Source organism: Clostridium caldaquaticum, from assembly GCF_023806125.1.
GTDB classification, from domain to species: Bacteria; Bacillota; Clostridia; order Clostridiales; family Clostridiaceae; genus Clostridium_AT; species Clostridium_AT caldaquaticum.
The window spans coordinates 19775-39630 of sequence record NZ_JAMSKT010000017.1 but is presented as its reverse complement, the minus strand read 5'-3'; the positions used below and the strand labels follow the sequence as shown (position 1 = coordinate 39630).

16 protein-coding genes are annotated in these 19856 nt (G+C 30.8%); 4 read left to right on the top strand and 12 right to left on the bottom strand.

Annotation, left to right across the window (positions count from 1 at the left end; all coding sequences use genetic code 11):
• Window position 1: 1 nt before the first annotated feature.
• Window positions 2–874, bottom strand: coding sequence for a shikimate dehydrogenase (locus M2651_RS11260; protein ID WP_252132447.1), 873 nt, complete (start codon window positions 872–874; stop codon window positions 2–4).
• A gap of 138 nt (window positions 875–1012) precedes the next feature.
• Window positions 1013–3115, bottom strand: coding sequence for an oxidoreductase (locus tag M2651_RS11255; RefSeq protein WP_252132446.1), 2103 nt, complete (start codon window positions 3113–3115; stop codon window positions 1013–1015).
• A gap of 271 nt (window positions 3116–3386) precedes the next feature.
• Here M2651_RS11255 and M2651_RS11250 point away from each other — a divergent pair, with 271 nt between their 5' ends.
• Together M2651_RS11250 and M2651_RS11245 are read left to right on the top strand one after the other, a co-directional pair.
• Window positions 3387–4283, top strand: a complete 897-nt coding sequence (locus M2651_RS11250; RefSeq protein ID WP_252132445.1) for a LysR family transcriptional regulator — start codon at window positions 3387–3389, stop codon at window positions 4281–4283.
• Window positions 4284–4371: 88 nt separating this feature from the next.
• Window positions 4372–5331: a YbgA family protein gene (locus M2651_RS11245; RefSeq protein WP_252132444.1), complete on the top strand. Its 960-nt coding sequence runs from the start codon at window positions 4372–4374 to the stop codon at window positions 5329–5331.
• A 232-nt stretch (window positions 5332–5563) separates the two neighbouring features.
• On the opposite strand, the gene M2651_RS11240 is transcribed toward M2651_RS11245, so the two are convergent.
• Window positions 5564–6862 (bottom strand): ABC transporter substrate-binding protein, encoded by a 1299-nt coding sequence (locus M2651_RS11240; RefSeq protein ID WP_252132443.1) that lies wholly within the window; start codon window positions 6860–6862, stop codon window positions 5564–5566.
• Window positions 6863–7004: 142 nt separating this feature from the next.
• Window positions 7005–8708 (bottom strand): carboxylesterase/lipase family protein, encoded by a 1704-nt coding sequence (locus tag M2651_RS11235; RefSeq protein ID WP_252132442.1) that lies wholly within the window; start codon window positions 8706–8708, stop codon window positions 7005–7007.
• 166 nt (window positions 8709–8874) lie between these two features.
• Here M2651_RS11235 and M2651_RS11230 point away from each other — a divergent pair, with 166 nt between their 5' ends.
• Window positions 8875–10392: an ATP-binding protein gene (locus M2651_RS11230; RefSeq protein WP_252132441.1), complete on the top strand. Its 1518-nt coding sequence runs from the start codon at window positions 8875–8877 to the stop codon at window positions 10390–10392.
• Window positions 10393–10447: 55 nt separating this feature from the next.
• The gene (locus M2651_RS11225; protein WP_252132440.1) at window positions 10448–11125 is read left to right on the top strand and encodes a response regulator transcription factor; all 678 of its coding nucleotides are present in this window, start codon (window positions 10448–10450) and stop codon (window positions 11123–11125) included.
• A gap of 158 nt (window positions 11126–11283) precedes the next feature.
• Here the strand turns inward: M2651_RS11225 and M2651_RS11220 are convergent, their stop codons facing one another.
• From M2651_RS11220 to gtfA, 8 genes are all read right to left on the bottom strand, one after another.
• The gene (locus tag M2651_RS11220; protein WP_252132439.1) at window positions 11284–11805 is read right to left on the bottom strand and encodes an HD domain-containing protein; all 522 of its coding nucleotides are present in this window, start codon (window positions 11803–11805) and stop codon (window positions 11284–11286) included.
• The gene (locus M2651_RS11215; protein WP_252132438.1) at window positions 11756–12478 is read right to left on the bottom strand and encodes a putative ABC transporter permease; all 723 of its coding nucleotides are present in this window, start codon (window positions 12476–12478) and stop codon (window positions 11756–11758) included. Before M2651_RS11215 ends, M2651_RS11220 begins: the two co-directional genes overlap by 50 nt.
• Window positions 12479–12817: 339 nt before the next feature.
• Window positions 12818–15361, bottom strand: a complete 2544-nt coding sequence (locus tag M2651_RS11210) for a YhgE/Pip domain-containing protein (RefSeq protein WP_252132437.1) — start codon at window positions 15359–15361, stop codon at window positions 12818–12820.
• 21 nt (window positions 15362–15382) lie between these two features.
• Window positions 15383–15541 carry a hypothetical protein gene (locus M2651_RS11205; RefSeq protein ID WP_252132436.1) on the bottom strand — a complete coding sequence of 53 codons (159 nt, stop codon included), beginning with the start codon at window positions 15539–15541 and terminating at the stop codon, window positions 15383–15385.
• A gap of 14 nt (window positions 15542–15555) precedes the next feature.
• Window positions 15556–16122 (bottom strand): TetR/AcrR family transcriptional regulator, encoded by a 567-nt coding sequence (locus M2651_RS11200; protein WP_252132435.1) that lies wholly within the window; start codon window positions 16120–16122, stop codon window positions 15556–15558.
• Between the two features lie 35 nt (window positions 16123–16157).
• Entirely contained in the window at window positions 16158–17264 is a 1107-nt protein-coding gene (locus M2651_RS11195) for a glycoside hydrolase family 113 (RefSeq protein ID WP_252132434.1), read from the bottom strand.
• A gap of 37 nt (window positions 17265–17301) precedes the next feature.
• On the bottom strand, window positions 17302–18273 hold the full coding sequence (locus M2651_RS11190) for a LacI family DNA-binding transcriptional regulator (RefSeq protein ID WP_252132433.1): 972 nt from the start codon (window positions 18271–18273) through the stop codon (window positions 17302–17304).
• 109 nt (window positions 18274–18382) lie between these two features.
• Entirely contained in the window at window positions 18383–19852 is a 1470-nt protein-coding gene (gene gtfA, locus M2651_RS11185; RefSeq protein ID WP_252132432.1) for a sucrose phosphorylase, read from the bottom strand.
• Window positions 19853–19856: the final 4 nt, after the last annotated feature.

The window sequence follows — 19856 nt, the reverse complement described above, 5'->3', positions numbered from 1 at the left end:
ATTAATATTTAATATTCATAACTTCTTTAATATGAGCAATAGGCATAGGCTGTCCTGTCCATAATTCAAAAGCTGCTGCTCCTTGGAAAAGCATCATGCCAAGACCATTCATTGTTCTGCATCCAACTTCTTTTGCCATCTTAAGCATAGCTGTTTCTGTTGGTGAGTAAATAATATCTACTACAACTAAGTCAGGACGGAAGAAAGATTTATCTGGAATATAAGTCTGTCCTTCCAGCGGCTTCATTCCAACTCCTGTTGCATTTGTGAATATAAAGCTGCTCTCTATTTCTCTCTTTAATGCATCTAAATCAGCTAAATCATATAATGTAGCTTTACAGTTTGTCTTTTCATTTATGTCTTTTACTGTTTTTTGTGCTCTTTCAAAGAAACTGTCCTTAACATTGAATATAGATATTTCAGCTACTCCATCTAAAGCCGCCTGAACTTGTATAGCAGTTGCAGCACCGCCTGCTCCAACTATAGTCATTTTCTTTCCTATTATATCAATGCCTGCATCTTTTAAAGCTGACATAAATCCAATTCCGTCAGTAATATGTCCAGTTAAAACTCCATTGTCATTTACAATTGTATTTACTGCTCCGCAAAGCTCAGCTGCAGGTGATAATTTATCAAGATACTTATGAACAACTGTTTTATTTGGCATAGATACGTTGCATCCTCTTACCTTCATTGCTCTAAAGCCTTTAATAGTATCTTCCAATGTGCTGTTATCAACTTCAAATGCTAAGTATGCATAGTCAAGTCCTAGCTTTGCAAATGCTTCATTGTGCATTCTAGGTGAACTTGAGTGTCTTATAGGATAAGCAATTAATCCAATAAGTTCTGTGTGTCCTGTTATACGTTCTGCCATAATAAATCTCTCCTTTTATAAAAATATTACTTCTATGAAACCTTTAGTGTGTTAAGTTATTAACTTAACATATAATGTTATTATTCTTGCTATTCTGCTGCAGCTTATGCAAAGCAGAATAGCAAGTTATTATAAATATTATATTGCTTTTATGTTTTGAACGGCTATTGAATTATCTTCTTTTGTCTTTCTAGGCTTTACAATATTCCCTATATTAATTACATGAACTGCTGCATCTGTATTATATTCCTGCAATGCACCTATCTTTTCTAATGTAAGTATTATATCTCTGCCTTCTGCCATACCGTCTATTATCTTTCTTGTTCTGGCACTATCACCGATATTAATTATTTCTACATTTTTATCTCCAAAATACTCAAGCAGTTCATTCAGTCCTGAATTTTCAGATCTCATACCAAGACATACAAATCCATAATCAAACTCTAAGTTTAATTCTATATCATCTTTCTTTACTTTAAAATGATCTGAAGCTACTTCAACTAGTGCTGTACTTGTATGGACATCTACATTATGTTTCTTAATAATATCCATCATTGAAAGCTTAGTTATTACGTCTAAGTCTCTTCCAAGCATAGGCATCATTTCAACTATTGAAACCTCTGCTCCTCTTTCTGCAAAGAACTCAACAACATCAAGTCCTACAGCTCCTCCGCCTACAACTGCTATTTTCATGCCTTTAACATTTTCAAACTTATCAATATTATTTAAAAGTCCAATAATTGAGTATATCTTTTCTCCTTCTTTATCGATACGTTCTAACAGACCTTTAATAGGAGGCAGTAATGGTTTGGAACCAGTAGCATTTACTATAACGTCAGGTTTAAGATTTTCAATAGCTTTTACATGTGCTTTTGTATCGGTATAAACAATTAAATTATTTAACTTTCCAGCTCTATTTATTAAATATTTAGGCAGGCATGAAATTCTATTCTTGTCTGGAAGCTTGGAGATTTCTCTTGCAAGTCCGCCTAACTCTTTCTTTTGTTCAAATAAGAAAGTTGTACATCCTACTTCTGCAGCAGTGCAGGCTGCTTCAAGTCCAGCAGTTCCGCCACCGATAACTACTACATTTGTTGGCTTTTTAACTCTTCTGCTCTTATAAGCATCTTCATATATAGTATCTGGATTCATAGTACATCTTATAGGTCTGTTTAAACCTATTCTATGCCCAGCACATCCTATATTACAGGAGATACATTTTCTTATCATATCTTCCTGGTTAGTTCTAACTTTTAAAACCCAATTAGGATCTGCAATTAATCCACGACCAATTCCTATTAAATCAGCATGTCCTTCAGCTAAAAGTTTCTCAGCAACTTCTGGATTTCTTATATTTCCTGTTGTTATTGTTGGTTTATTGAATTTTTCTCTTACTGCCTTAGACATATATGAACGCCATCCGTCTTCAAGATTCATGTTGTCTATTTGATATTGAAGAGAATCATTAAGCCCTGCTGAAACATTAAATACGTCTACTTCATCATTTAAGTACTCTAATATTTTTAGAATGTCTTCTAAAGTGTTTCCTCCCTCTAGAAGCTCATCTGCACTAATTCTAAGGAAAATCGGAAACATTGGTCCTACATTTGCTCTTACACTGTCAATTACCATTCTTGCAAATCTAGCTCTATTTTTAAGACTTCCGCCGAATTCATCCTCACGCTTATTATAAATAGGGGATAAGAATTGACAAATCAAATATGAGTGACCAGCATGTATTTCTACCGCATCAAATCCGGCTATCTGCACTCTTCTTGCTGCTTTTCCGTACTTTTCAACTATATCTAATATTTCTTCTTTTTCTAATGGTCTTGGAACTGCTCCTCCAGTTTTAGAAGGAATATTTGAAGATGAAACCGGCTGGCAGCCTATTCTGTCTGGAACTGCAGAAGCACCTGAATGGTTAATCTGCATTGCCACACAAGCACCATATTTATGAAGTCTTTCTGTAAGCTTATAAAGTGCTGGTATAAAACTGTCATGGTCGATTCTAAGCTGTGTTGTACCATTTGATCCTAAAGGAAAATCAACTGCTGCATTTTCTACTATTATTAATCCTGTTTCCCCTTTAGCTCTTTGCTCATAATACTTAATATGTTCAGCGTTAATCTCGCCATTTTGTCCTGCATAATTTGTACCCATTGGCGGCATTATTATCCTATTTTTTATTGTCATGTTTTTAACCTTAAATGGGCTAAAAATATTAGGGTATTTTGTCATATTTTTACCTCCATATTTAATTCTAACTAATATGAAACTTACTATATGTTACTGATTTTCACGTATACAGCTTACTTTTATTATTCTATAAATCAGTTTAGAAATTGAACATCTTTATCAAAACCATTTTATGTTGTTAAATCATTAACGCAATTCTATTATAATATGAATTTTATTATAAATCTAATCGATATTTTTAGCTTAATTAATAGAATTTTTCTATGAATTTTGTTATACTATTGATATATAAAAAAGGAAGGAAGGAAATTAAGTGAACTTAAAACATCTAGAGTATTTTAGAGTTTTAGCAAAACTTGAACATTATACACTGGCAGCAGAAAAGCTGTCTATAACCCAGCCTACTTTAACTTATGCTATTTCTGAACTGGAAAAAGATTTAGGAACTTATCTCTTTGAAAAGCGGGGAAGAAACGTTCGTTTAACAAAGTATGGCCGTTTTTTTCTTAATTATGTAGATAATGCACTAAGCGAACTTGAAAAAGGTGAAAAAGAACTAAGAGAGCTTATTAGTCCCTCTCATGGTACTGTTGATTTAGCTTTTATTTATACTTTAGGCCCGCATTTTGTACCTAAAATGATACAAAAATTTTTCAGCAACAAGGACTTTGAAAATATATCCTTTAACTTCAGCCAGGGAACTACCCAAGCTATTATTAAAGGTCTTAAAGAGGAAAAATTCGATTTGGCATTCTGCTCTTTTGCAGCAAATGAACCTGATATTAATTTTATACCTTTAATTGAGCAGGAACTTGTACTCATTGTTTCAAATAAACACCCTCTTGCAGCTTATGACAGCATTGATTTAAAAGATACTGCTCCTTTCCCCTTTGTATATTACAGTAAAGAAAGCGGTATTCGCCCCATAATAGACAATCTTTTTAACAAAGTTAATATTACTCCAAAAATTATATGTGAAGTTGAAGAGGACAGCGCTGTTGCGGGACTTGTCTCTATAAATTACGGCATTGCTGTTGTACCGCATATATGGATGCTGAATCATTTTGATGTAAAAGTTCTGCCAATTTTAAATCCGCCTCATGAACGTTTTATTTATATTGCTTATATGAAGGATAAATATATGAGTCCTACTGTTCAGCTTTTTCGTAATTTTGCAATAAATTACAGCAAAACCTATACAGAAAATTAATAATTCCATAGAATTATTACCTAAGATTGCATATATTACTTAAATTTTGGTAAAATAAAATCATTAAAAAAATGCACGAGGTATAGCAATGGAAAATAATTTAAAACCAACTGTAGTTGTAAGCAGATGCCTTGGATTTGACTACTGCAGGTATAACGGTGATATAAAGCCTGATAAATTTGTCCAAAAATTAGGTAATTTTGTTAACTATATAACAGTTTGTCCCGAAGTAGGCATAGGGCTTCCAATTCCAAGAGACCCTATTCGTGTTGTTTCAGAAAAGAATAATCTTATTCTCTATCAGCCTTCTACTGGCAAGGACTTAACTGCAGATATGAACAAATTCTCAGAAGATTTTTTATCCTCTCTGCCTGAAATAGATGGCTTTATATTAAAGGGACGTTCACCTTCCTGCGGTATAAAAGATGTAAAAATATTTTTAGGAAAAGAAAATACCAGCGGCTCTGTAAAAGGTTCAGGCCTATTTGCCAAAGCTGTTTTAGAAAAGTTTTCTGAAAAGGCTATTGAAGAAGAAGGAAGGTTAACCAATTTTAAAATAAGAGAGCATTTTTTAACTAAGCTTTTTCTTTTTTATAGGTTTCGCCAAATAAAAAAATCAAACTCTATGGCAGAATTAATAAAATTTCAAAGCGATAATAAATATTTATTCATGGCTTATAATCAAAAGGAGCAGAAACTCCTTGGAAGGATTATTGCAAATCATGAAAAAAATAGCTTCGATGAGCTGATAAAAGATTATGAAAAGCACTTATCCTCAGCCTTTGCTAAAACTCCAAGATACACAAGCATAATCAATGCTCTTCAGCATATATTCGGCTATTTTTCCGATAAGCTTTCTTCTAAGGAAAAAGATTTTTTTCTGAACACTTTAGAAAAATACAGAGAAAATAAAATTCCGCTGAGCGTATTAATTCATCTTTTAAAAGGCTATGCTATTGAGTATAACGAAGAATATATATTGCAGCAGACTATTTTATCTCCATACCCTGATGAATTGGTAGATATAAGCGATTCGGGGAATAGTTAAAATTATATTTTCCAAAATTAACAGCAAAGAGAAAAAGCACCCATCCTCCAATGATTAGTGCTCTAGTCTCTATTAATTAAATACCTATTCAATTCGTCCAATAACCCTAAAACAAAATAAATGTTCTTAGGATGCTTAGTGTTTTACCAGCACTAAGCATTTCTTATTTATATAATATCATAATTTATTTAAAAATAAACAATTTTTTATAATTGATTTAAGTTGCTGTATTTTATTTCATTAATTCCTTCCGCCGTTTTTCTACTGCACGTACTGCTTCTTCTGGAGTTTTTATTCCATTCATTGCAAGTTGAAATTCTTCTTCAACTAATTTTGAAAGCTGGCTGGATTTTGGAAATACCGGCATACAAGGCTCTATTACGGAATTTAAAAATGCTCCTATATTTTTAGGATCTTTCGTGTTATCACCTACGTATATCTTTTTCACATGAGATGTTACAGCTCCAGGAATACTGCCATTTTCAGCATATATACAAGCCCCTTCTTCACCACAATAATATTTAAGAAATTCCCAAGCTGCTTCTTTATTTTTAGAATTAGCATAAATACCCATTAAAGTTGATGAACCTATAGTCACATTTGGACTGCCTCCTTTAGGATATGGCATTGGGGCAACATCCCATTGAAAATTTTCTCTGTTTTTCATAGCCCGAAGCTGCCATGCTGTCCATTCCCCCATAGGCATCATTGCAACTTTATTACCTCCAAACATAGTAACCGACCCCCCTTTAATCAGCCCCTGTTCTTTAATTTGTGCTGCTGTAAGCACACTGCCGTCATTTTGAAGATCAACAGTAAACTGTAAGGCATCTATAAAAGGAGTCAAATCATCATCTAGTAAGCTTTTTCCATTTTGAAGTGCAGAAATCGTCCATAAATACGGATATGCTTGAATAAAAGCTCCCCAGATTTTATCCTTTCCAGAACCTTTGGTCAATTTTTTAGCAGTTTTTCTAAAATCATCCCAGGTAAAATTTTCTGTAGGATATGGTATACCTGCATTGTCAAATATAGTTTTATTGTAATACATAAGAAATACATTATTTCTATAAGGAACAGCATAATATTTTCCTTCAAAAGTTAAATCATTTATAACATTTCCATATGGAGACATATCAAATTTATCTCTGTAAACAAAATCATTAAGTGGTTCTAGTTGTTTATTATCTGCAAGCTGAGAATACATATCGGGAGAAACTATGCAAATTAAATCTATATTCTCCTTATTAGCAAGAAATTTATTTATACTGTCTACATAATCTATTGATGATATTATAGTACATTCAACAGTAATATTAGGAAATTTTTTATTAAATTCTGTAATTATTTTTTCCATTGGAATCTTTTCGTCAGTCCAAGTAATTACTTTCAATTTTACATTTTTTTCAGAAAATTGAGCCTGTCTATCAATTAATTCTTTTGATTCATTCGTTAAAAAATTACTACATCCTATGACTAATAAAATAACAATAAATAATAAAGTCATATATGCAATATATTTTTTTACCATTAAAATTCCCCTTTTTAAAATATTTATTTTAAGCAATAGTTTACATTTTATTTACATTATAACATAATCAATATAAAATTGTGTAAAATTAAAAACAACAGGAATATATTCAATCCTGCTGTTTTTATAATATTACTTATTATTAATACTCCCAAAAGAAACGGCCTTTTAATAGTTTTTCAATAATTATATCCTTTTCGTTCTTTGGTAAATTATCATTCATTTCTTTTATTATTTCTTCTTTTACCAAATGTTCTTTTGACATAACAGCTGTTGCTTTTGTAGTATCAGCATCAAGTCTTAAAATTTTATCTGAATCAGCAGCAGTCTGCCATTTTGTCCATTTAGGCAAATTATCTCCATTTGGATCTCCTGTGTGTAAAAAATTCTTTATATAAGTCATCATCATATTAGATAATTCTGTTCTTCCTGGTTTATTTTCCTCTGTATAAAAACCTTTAAAGTAATTTCCAAAAGCATAATTTGCTGTTATTAAATCTACATCAACACCATGAGCAGCCGCAAATAATTTAGTATTATTCGTAATAACTCCTTCCTGAGTTCCCCATGCACATCTATATGCATATACAGATGGTTGATCTTTATTAACAATTAATAAATCTGCTACTTTATCAGCGTTAAATCCTGCATACATCTTACTGCCATATGTTACAGCATCGTTTAATATTTTAAGTTTTTCTGGATCACTATATATTTTTCCATTTAAAACAGCTCCTTCAAAATAGGGATCCATTGCAGCAAAACCAGCAAATTCATTTGCCATACTTCCTATTATAATTGGAACCTTATTGTAATTACCTGTTTTTAACAATTCAAAACCTTCTTTAGGAATTACATTTCCGTCTTTGTATAAATGAGGGAATTGACCCATTTTTATAGCCACAGTACCATATAAAGGTACAATTTCTTTAGCATCTTTTCCTCTTAAATAAGCAGCTAAATCCTTTGAAGACTGTGATTCAATCCATTTTTGTGCTTCTTCATCATTTGAAGCTTTACCATCTTTAATTACTAACTTTTTAATTATCTCTTGAGTGAATTTTTTACCTTCTTCTGGTTCTGCTAAAGTTAATCCTCCGCTTAAAGGTATAGCTTTTTGATACAAACCTTTTGAATATGGAGAAATTAAACTAGCTAACACATCTCTTGCTCCTGCAGATTGACCAGAAAGAGTAACATTTTTAGGATTTCCTCCAAAGCTTGCAATATTATTTTGTACCCATTCTAAAGCTTTAAAAATATCTAATAATCCATAATTTCCTGAATCATTAAGCTTATCACCGTCTTTTAAAGCGTCATTTAAAAACCATCCCATAGGTCCTAAACGATAATTTATTGAAATAATAATACTGTTAGATTTTTGAGCAAGTACATCTCCTTTAAAAGATTCACCAGAACCTGTTATATTACCTCCGCCATGTACAAAAACCATTACAGGAATATTTTCATCTTTAGTATTTGGTCTCCAAATATTTAAATAAAGACAATCTTCACTTCCTATAACCTCTTTCCCTGATAACTGTACAGCTTTATTTTTATATTGTTTTGTTTCTAATGTATTATTCCATTTTTCTGGATTTTGAGGTGCTTTCCATCTCAATTCCCCAACAGGAGGCTTCGCATAAGGAACTCCTAACCATTGTAAAGTATTTGTAGTATTATCAAGTAATCCTTCAACTGTACCATACTGCGTAACTTGTAATACAGTACCTGAGTACTTATACTTTTCTTGATTTGAAGAATTATTACTTGGAGTATTATTCTTGCAGCCTGCTAAGTTAAAAAGCATAAATACTGCAAGAATAAAAAGACAAATTTTTTTCATCACTTTTCCCCCTTACTTTATACTTGTTGCTAAAGACAATAAAACATTTTATAATTAAATTGTCCTATCGTCTCCAACTGTTTTGTTCAATGTAATTATAGTTTTTATTATACACTTAATAAAGTTGATATTTTTAAACCTTTACAAAATTCAGAGGTGCAAATCTATGCTTTTTATATCTATTTTATTTCTTATTTTCTTTATGTTGGTAATATTCAATGATAATGAAAAAAATCTATTTTTATGGTTTTTATTATTATCGGTTTTAGGATGGTTTTTATCTATATTAAGCTTAATCTTTTATATTGGAAAACTTAATTACTATAGATTTATAGCTTTTCATCTTTTTTCAATACCTAATGACTTATGGAAAATTGTCAACTCTTTAAATCCAGATATTATTTTAGTAAACCGTTTCATAAATGCCGGAGTTTTATTATTTTTATACAGCATACTTAGCTTTGCTTTAACATTTACTAATATTTTTCCAAAAAATAGAACTAAAAAAATATTAATTTATCTTCTTATTGCTCCTTTTTTTCAATTTATTATATATGATCCTATTATATATAAAAATGTTTATCTATTTTTATTTAGCAGAGAATATATTTTAATTTCATTTCACAATTTTTATATAATTATTAATATATTACATACTGTTACATCAATCATTAACGCCTGTTATCTTATTGCAACTTTAGGTATTTTTATATACAATGCTCATTTACAGCGTAATTATTATTTTCTGAAAAATTATGCTGTTTTTCTTATTATTGCTATGACTTCAATCATAATTCCTTATTTTGTTATTTTTTCATGGGCACCTAAAATACTTATTAATATTTCTGCTATCGCAGGAACTATAAAATTTATTCGAATAGATTTAGTAAAAAACAGAGCTATATACAACATATTCCCTTATTTTGTTATAGTGTCATTTATTATTACTATTTTTTCAATATATAAATTAAAAAGAATTGATGATGCTTATAAAAATCACACTATTCAAATTTCAAAAAGTATAGAAACTGCAAATATTGGAGCTAAAATTTTTTCTCACTCTATGAAAAATCAGTTAATATCCATACTAAGTGACGCAGAATATCTGAAAGAAACTTATGAAAATTACGATGAAATTAAAAAAATTACACAAAATATTATTTCTACTGTAAATCAAAGTATTGATAGATTAAATACCCTTCATCAGCGCTTTAATACAATATACATAAACATGAATGCTGTCAAATTATCTATGCCTGTTGAAAACGCGTTAAATTATCAATGTAAAATACCATCTAATATCTCTTTAATAAAAAAGTATGACAGTAATTTACCAATATGTCTTATAGATATAGAACATATGACAGAATGCATATGCGTTATTCTTAATAATGCTATTGAAGCTATAAAAGGAAAGGAAGGAACAATAACAATTACTTTACAAAAATTAAATAACTGGGGTATTATATCAATAGAAGATACCGGCTGCGGAATAGATAAAAAAATTTTAAATAAAATTTTTGAACCTTTTTTTACAACTAAATCTTCACGATTGAACTGGGGCATAGGTTTATCCTATGTTCATAAAATTGTATGTGCTCATAAAGGGAAGGTAATCGTTGAAAGCGAACTTGAAAAAGGAACTATATTAAAAATCTTTTTACCTGTAATGAAACATGGTTGATAAAATTTCAACCCTATATGGCAATCATTTTCATTAAATTCAAGAGGTGAAACATTTGAATAATACTTATTCTATAAAAGTCTTAATAGTTGATGATATTGAAACAATATGCCGAAGAATAGAAAACATTTTAAAAAAGAATGAAAATATTAAAGTTGTAGGTACTGCTAATAATGGGTATGAAGCAGTAATAATGACTGCTATACATCAGCCTGATGTAATCCTTATGGATATTGATATGGAGGACAGCCATGCTGGTTTAAGAGCTTCAAAAGAAATATTAGAAAAATTCCCAGATATTAAAATAGTTATCCTTACAGTCCATGAAGAAGATCAAACTGTTTTTTCAGCTTTTAAATTAGGTATAACTGATTATGTATTAAAAAATGCTAAACCTAGCGAAATTATAAATGCAGTAAAAGATGCATATTTTGAACAGTCCCCCATTAGACCTGTCATTGCTAAAAAAATACGAAATGAATTTGTACGTGCAAAAACAAATGAAGAAAATTTAATGAATTATATTAATATAATAAGCCGTCTCACTCCTGCTGAAACGTCAGTTATAAAACTTTTTATAAAAGGAATGACTCGTCTAGAAATATGTAACCATCGTCATATTGAAATATCTACTTTAAAAACTGAAATAAATAGTATTTTAAAAAAATTTAACTGCCGAAATATTAATGAAGTAATTTGTAAAATAAAAAATATGAATCTGCCTGATTTTTAATTGAGTAAATTTTACAAACAATGCCTATTTCCCTTTGAAGATAGCTTTATCATCAGGTACTATTGCTTTAAATTTAAGTCATTAGACTTCTAATTAACAGCAATAGTACCTTATAACAATGCAGCATTTTCACTTAAAAATACTTAATACTTACAAATTCAAATTTCTAATATATTTTTTAGTTTATGAACTGTTCTTATACTTCCAAGTTTGATAATCTCTATGGATGCACAATATTTATCCACCATTAGCACAACAAAAGCTTCTTTATACCTTGGCAATCTAAAGGTTAAAGGCCACATATGCTTATGTATTATGTCCTTTTCCCTATTATTCAAATTGAAATATTTGTTTGCATTTTGTAATGCAATATATGGATGAATAAATCCATGTAATCCTTTATATGGCTTCCCTATATGCCAGTCATACAGGAAAAAGTCATGCAGCAGTCCACCTCTGGCTGCTGAACGGTAGTCAAGTCTCAGCTTTCTGCATATCATAAAGCTGATATATGAAACATATAAACTGTGCTCAAGACAGTTTATATCACCATGCTGTATAAAATTTTTCATTGATTTTACCATATCGTGTTGAATCAAATCACAAATACATTCTTTATATTCTTGTTCACTAGCGGAATCTGCTTTTAATTTCAACTTTGATTTTATCAATTTTATCATTCAGAATGCTCCTTATATCACGGTTTAAAATACCTGCATTTAAAATTAACAGTCGTGGAAATGCAAGGAAAAACCTTTTATATTTAATAATTTTTTCATAATATTTATTCACCGGTAAATCTGTATAATTAATAATCACTTTCCTTAAATCCAAAGCTTCAAGTACCGACTTTGTAGTATCTATAAGAAAGTATAAGATTATAACTGCTGCAATATAGCCCTTTGTTGACACAGGTACGGAAAAAATCAATTTTGAAAAAGTAGGATGTACCACCTGTACTAATAAAAACGCCAGAATACCCCATAGAAGTGAATATTTCAAACATATATATCCCTTAACATTCATAGCATTATTGCTGTAATCCCACCATTTGCAGTTAAATACCTTCTCTAAAGCAAATCCTGTAATATATTCCAATACAGTAACCAAAATAGTAGAAAACACTATGCTTATTAATAATGATGTTGAATAATCTTTAAAAACAAAAATAATCCACTTTGAAAATTGAACTATCAGTATAGCACCAAATCCATAGATTGGACAAAAGAATCCATTTAAAAACCCTCTATTGATAAACTTTCTTTCATTTATGCTTGCAAATATTGTTTCCATCAACCACCCTAAAAATGAATATATTGCAAAAAACAATACCAAATCCCAAAAACCATTCACTTTTCTAAACCCCTTTCATTTATAATTTACGCTCTCATAAACTCCATTTAGAAAAATTTAAAGCTATGTTTAAAACGAAAACCTATGTGAAGCATTCAAACAAATGTTTGAAGAAATTTCCGTTGCTTTTAAGTTACCTTCTATTTTTATTATTATAATATCACATATATACTTGTATAAAAATATATATTCCTTAACAAAATAAGCTGAAAATATAAATGCATAGTTTGTAATTAAATTCAACATAAAAATAAACAGATTGTATATAAAATAAACTATTTCATACAATCTGTTTTTTTAATTAAAAATATAATAATTTTATTAAAATATGCTTTTTATCTATACTATTGCTTCTTTTTTCTCTTGTATTTTTAATTGAATTTTATCAGCATGCCCTTTCATTAACACAGATATTACTAAAAATACAACTAAAAACCCTGCCAATATACCTATATCATATCCATATATAGAAATATCTAATCCAGATATAACTTCTCTTAAAGCTGATACACAGTAAGTAAATGGCATAAATGGATTTAGCACTTTAAACAACTTAGGCACCACTTCTAATGGGAATGTTCCTGCACAAGAAGTTAATTGTAATATTAAAAGTACAATAGAAAGTAATCTTCCAACTTGACCCATTAGGAATATCAAACTTTGAATTATTGCTATAAATACAAAGGACATAAATATATTTGTTAAGAAATATAAAAGAACATTATCCGGCTTAAGCCCTAAAGTCATTACAACTACACTAACTAAAACTGCCTGTAGTATACCTATATATCCATAGGATAAGAATTTGCCTATAACTATTGAAAAATTACTTGCCTCTATATCATCGTCTATCTTATCTGTAATTACGAAAAACATCATTAATGCACCAACCCACAATGAAAGAGGTATAAAATATGGCGCAAATCCTGTTCCATAATCCTTTACTGGATTCAATGGTTTTTCGTCCATAATTAATGGTTCAGAAACAAATTCACCCATAGTGTCGCTATCATTAATTAAATTCTTTGTTATTTTATCTGCACCTTCCTGCAGCTTATCACTTAATTTAGAAGCCCCATCAGTAAGCTCTACAATTCCATCAGAAAGTTGTATTGAGCCATCTTGAAGTTTATTAACACCATCTTGAAGTTCTGGTAGTTTACTATTAAACTCTCCTAATCCATTACTTAACTGTAAAGCTCCGTCTTTTAGTGCGGTAATACCCTCAAATAGATTTTTTCCACCACTTGTACTGCTCGATTGTAAGTTTTTAACTTGTTCAGGTTTAGCTATAGCCTCCTTTAGTCTAGCAGAACCTGAGTATAATTGTTCTAACCCTGAAACCAGATTCTTTGATCCATTACTTAGTTTAACTACACCTGCTGATAATTCTGGTACTTTACTATTCAATTGTCCCAAGCCATTATTAATAGCTTTTGCACCGCCTGCTAAAGCATCTAATCCATTTGATAATTCACCAGAACCTTTATAAAGTTTATCTGCTGCTACTTTTACGCTAGGCATATTAGTATTCAGACTATCAAGACCTGTTTTGAAATCTCCATTAAGATTACTATAAACTAATTTTAATCCATCACTAACCGTCTTAGCACCTGTTTTTAATGCATTTACTTTTTGTTGATTGTCTGGTGTGTTAGAAGCATTTAATATTGTTCCTATTGATGTTATGATTTTTTCCACATCATCTGCTGTAGCAGTACCCTCAACTACTTTTTGTTGATAAACTGCTAATACATTTGCCATTGATGTCTGAGAAGCTGTCATATTACTTATTAACTCATCAATTCCTGCAGAAACCTGTGCTGCACCATCATTTATTTTTTTCATGCTAGGCAGTACTTGATCATTTAATGCTCCATCAAGTTGCCCTATTCCTGACGCTACAGGAGTTAAGCCCTTATCAGAAAAATCCTTTATTCCTTGATTTACCTGAATTGCTCCGTTAGAAGCTTTATCTATACCAACTTTCAAATCTTCTGAACCTTTGTAAAGATCAGATACTCCTTTCTCAAGCTCTGGCATTTTTCCATTCATAGCATTTAATCCATCGCTTATTTGTATTGCACCAGACTTGGCATCTTGAAGTCCTCCATTTATCTGAGTTACCCCTCCATATAATGACCCAACTCCTGCTTGAACTTGCCCTAGTCCATCCTTCAACTTGATTGAGCCATCATACAACTGCTTAATACCACTTTTCATCTCAGGAAGTTTTCCATTAAGAGTTTTTACACCATCACTCAATTCCTTACTTCCATCTTTAGCAGTAATCATGCCATCCTTAAGTTTTTTACTGCCATCTGCTGCATTTATCATTCCATCCTTTACTTCGTAAAGACTATCGAAAGCACCGATAGTATATTCCTTAGCGATGTTTTTGTTTAATTCTAATTTTAATTCACCTAGTACTTTACTATTTATTTGGGCGGCCAAAAAGTTTTTCTTATCATTTTCAATAAAGGTAATTATTGCTTTCTCTGGTTTTCCATCCTTTGCACTTATAATCTTTTTAGAAAAATCCTCTGATATTATGAACATACCATAATACCCATCTTTTTCTTTAAGCTTTTGCTCTGCCTCTTCCAGCGAAACAAATCTCCATCCGATTTTATTATTATCCTTTAGTTTTTCTACCAAATCATTGCCATAGTTGACAGCTGTACCATCTTTAGTAGCTCCAGCATCTAAATTAACTATAGCTACTGGCAAGGAGCTCAACTTGCTATAAGGATCCCAGAAGGCCGCAAGATAAAGTAGACTGTATAAAAGAGGTACGACTATTATTGCAGTTACAGAAACTCTAAGTATTCTGTTTTTAAATATACTTGATATATCTCGCCAAGCTATTTTTATAAAATTCATGCTACTCCTCCTTTAAATTTACTAACCAGTCATTATGAACTGACCAGTCAGTTTATTTATACTCCTTTTTTCTTCCCCTGTCAATATATATAATTCATGAAATTCTTTCATTTTGTATAAAATAAAAAGATTATGGCAAAATATCTGACTGATACTTCCATAATCTTGAATAAAAATCATTTAAATCCTCTTGATTATAACTGTATTCCCTTTAGAACATACTCCATAAGGCTCTCTATAACATCATCAACATTATTTAAATCATTATTTATAAGTTCATACACAGCAGCTGAACATAATGTTCCGAAAAAAGCATATGAAAAAAATGATGGTTCACCTTTTTTAATAACGCCTTTTTCCATAGCTTCATTAAGATATGTCTCAATTACTGATATATACCGCTTAATACTTTCACGCAATTCTAGATGCCTAAGTTCCTGGCCCCAAAGCTGGCTCATTACTACCTTAAAAAAATCTCGGTTTCTATGTACCATCTCTAGTTGAACTTTACAAATAGCTCTCAATTTATTAAGAATATCTTCTTGGGAATCGGCTGCATTTTTAACTTCCTCGTTCATTAATCCCATTCCTGCTGTAATAATATACTTAAATATTTCCTCTTTACTTTTAAAATGATAATAAAGAGTACCTTTTGCTACACCTGCACTTTCAGCAATATTATCCATAGTAGCTCCACTATACCCATTTTGAGAAAACTCCTTAATAGCAGTCTCAAAAATAACTTTTTTAGTTTTATTCATTAGAATCACTCCATTAAATTATTTACAACTACAAATCATCTCTCGCTTATATTATTATTTTTATACCACTTCCTGATTATATCTATGCTCTCTTCACTTGGATAATAGTTTTTATTTTCACTAGTCTCCCCGATTGCAAAAACAGAAAAACCTAAATGCCAAGGCTTATCTTCAAAAATCCTTCTGTAAGCTTCAAAACAGTTTGCCTGCTCTAAAACATTTTCTATTTTTGTAGGCTCAGGATTCCACGGCTCTCTTGCAGCCCCATTTCTTCTTGGAAACCCAAGTTCTCCAAAAAATATAGGCTTTTGCCACTTATCATGAAACTCCTTTAGCTGCTGTTCTATATTTTGTTTTCTTTTATGAGCAGTTGTAGATTTTATTGCCTCTGTCAGCTCGTAAGCAGTATTTATATCTTTATTTGAAAGCTCAAAATAAGCAGCAATGGAAATAAAGTCTACTTTTGAAAAAAGCTTATTATTAAGCTTTTTATTAAAATCCTCAGTTTTATACCACCAATTAGTTCTATAAGTTATAAGCCCCTTATAATACTGTCTTACATAATCTATTATATCTATCCAGGAAGCTTCATAAGATTCCATATTTATAAAATTTGACGCTACATTAAGTGCATCCACATGATAAGGTACTGCTATATCATCAATAAGATTTTTAATAACCTTACTTTTCCAGTTGTCAAAAAACTTATTTATATCCACAGGTTTCCACTCGGTTTCATACTGCTTTCCATTGTCTATCCAGGGATACGCTTCTAAAATAATATTTATCTTTTTCCATCTTAATCTTTTTATAAGCTCTACAGCCTTTTTCTTACTCTCTTCATCAACTGTCATATCCGTTGCTTTCAAATCCTTAATATGTATAACCACTGGTATATTAACTGTATTTAACTGAAGTTTATCAATATCCCTAAGTGCCTGTTCAATTAAATAATCAGTGCTGAGATTTCCTGCTTTTATTTTTGTTTTAAATTCCTTATTTAAAGTTTTTCCATAAAATTTATTTTTAAGGTCATTCACTTTTCCATTAAACACAGGACTTTTGTTTGATAAAGTTAAGCTTATTATAAAAATTGCAACTAAAATTATAAACATGAATAATACTTTATTAATTCTTCTCATGGCCTTTTCCTCCATGCGAACTAATTATTTTATACCTTTAAGTAGTTTTTCTTTCTACTAACCTTATAGGCAATATATTTTCAATTTCTACTTTTTTCCCTTCTATTTCATTAATTAATAAGCTTACAGAAAGCTCAGCCATTTCTTTAATGGGTTGTTTTATAGTAGTTAAGGAAGGTACAATTAAAGAAGCCAAATTAATATCATCATAGCCCACTATTTTTAAATCCTTTGGAATTTCTTTGCCAAGCAAACTAGCAACATGTATTATTGAAACAGCTATCATATCACTGCTGGCAAATATACCATCTATATCAGGATACTCCTCAAACATTTTATAAACAAGCTTTTCATAGCTTTCAAATATATCCAATTTTGCTTCTTTAATAACATAATCAACCTTTCTTTCATCTGCTGTATCAACAAAAGCCTGATAACGATTATTTGCTGGTGTACTTAATTCAAGAGGCCCGCTTATATGTGCAAGTTTTCTGCAGCCTTTATCTATTAAAAGATTAGTTGCAAGCCTGCCACCTTCATAGTTGTCTGAAGTAACAAAAGGTATACCGTTTAAAAAGTCTCTATCAAGAGCTACAATAGGCAGGTTTGGAATAAGATAATCTGAAGTCTCCATTGTATGACTTCCCATTATAATACCGTCAACCTGATTTCTTTTAAGCATTTCCACGTAATCCTTTTCCTTAACGCTATCTTGATAAGAATTACATACTAATACCTTATAACCTGATTGATAAGCATAAAATTCTACATAATTTGTTAATTCCGCAAAAAATGGATGAGACACATTTGGTACTATAAGCCCTAAAATATTAGACTTTCTTCTAAATAAGGAACGTGCTATTTCGTTAGGTTGATAATTCAATTCTTCCATAGCATCATATACCTTTTTTCTAGTTGCCTCGCTTATATATCCTCTGTTGTTTAACACTCTTGAAACCGTAGTTACAGTAACTCCGGCTATTTTAGCTACATCCTTTATTGTCGCCATAAAATCATTCCTATTCCATTTCTAAATACAAATTTATTATATTATATTAGTAAAAATTTGTCTATAAACGTAAAACAAAACCAAGGGATTAAGCCCCTTGGTCATACCGCTATACTAAATATTCAGTTTCTTTACCATTATTATCTATATAATTGATTACAGATTTATTAGTTTTTAAATCTATAAACAATGTACACTTCTTATCCTCCTTTTCCCAAGAAAGACTGACTTCATCTTTAGCACAATCTAAAACCTTAAATTCTCCATTAAAAGCAGGATATTCGTTTCTAAATCGTATAAGCTCTAGAAGTCTTTGAACAACTGGCTTTTTTATCGACTGTTCAATTTCTTCAAGAGTAAAGTTATGGCGGTTTATCTCTCTGCCTTCTCCAGTTCTTTCTACAGCCTCAATATCATTTTCTCCTGCCAGTAGTCCTACATAATATACTTGAGGTATTCCAGGAGTAAAGAATTGAATAGCTCTTGCTGCTAAGTATGCATCATCATCCTTGTTAAGTACAGAATAATAAGTACATCTTATTTGATGCACATCAAAACCATCTGGTGCCTTATGCTCATCTGATACTATAAGGCTAAGGTTTGAACCTCTTTCTAAAGCAATGTCAACTAGCTTTCTAGCTTCCTTAGTATCTATTAAATCATCCATATCTGGTTTTACAGGAATACCATCGTGACAGTCAAGCATTGTAAACTGCTTGCTGGGACGATTTTTTAAATATTTGCAAAGCTCTTGGCTATTTTTATTTATTAATGTGTCAAGAACTCTATATGGCAATATAAAATCATATATAAAAAAGCCATGCTCTGCAAGCTTATATTGAATTGTGTAGTGTGAGTGAACCTCTGGAAGAAGCTCTATTCCTAAAGAATCTGCCAGTCCCTTAATAAAGTCTAGGAATTCATATATTTCTGGTTCTACAAAAAAGCAGCTTGTTCCCAGCTTTTTAATAACATAGCCTACAGCATCTAATCTTACTATTTTTACGTTATTTTTACTAAAATTAATAAAGAAATCCGTAAGGAGCTGCTTTACTTTTTCTGATTTCACATCAAGGTCAATCTGCTCTGAAGGATCAGTCTTTCCAAAAGTAGTCCATACTTTTTCTTCTTCACCAGTTTCTTTTATTGTAAAAGCAGAATAAGGCACCTGCCTTCTAAGAAACATCTTATCTATATCTTCTTTAACAGGCTTTCCATCTTTCCAAAGTTTATCTAAAGTAATAAATAAATCAGCATATTCTGATTTTCTGCCCTTTAAAAGAAAATCCTGAAAATACTTAGATTTTTGAGAAATATGGTTAACCATTAAGTCTACCAGCACATCAAAATTTTCGCCAATAGCCTTTATATCCTCCCAAGTACCAAACTCAGGCTCTATTTCTAAATAAGTAAGCGGCGCAAACCCTCTGTCTCCTGAGGATGGGAATGGAGGAAGAATATGAACCCCACCTTTAAAAATATCAGAAAAATACTTTAATAATACGTTGTTTAAAGTTTTTAAATTTCCACCAAGTGAGTCTGGATAAGTAATAAGCTGTACTTGATTTTTTACTGCCATAATT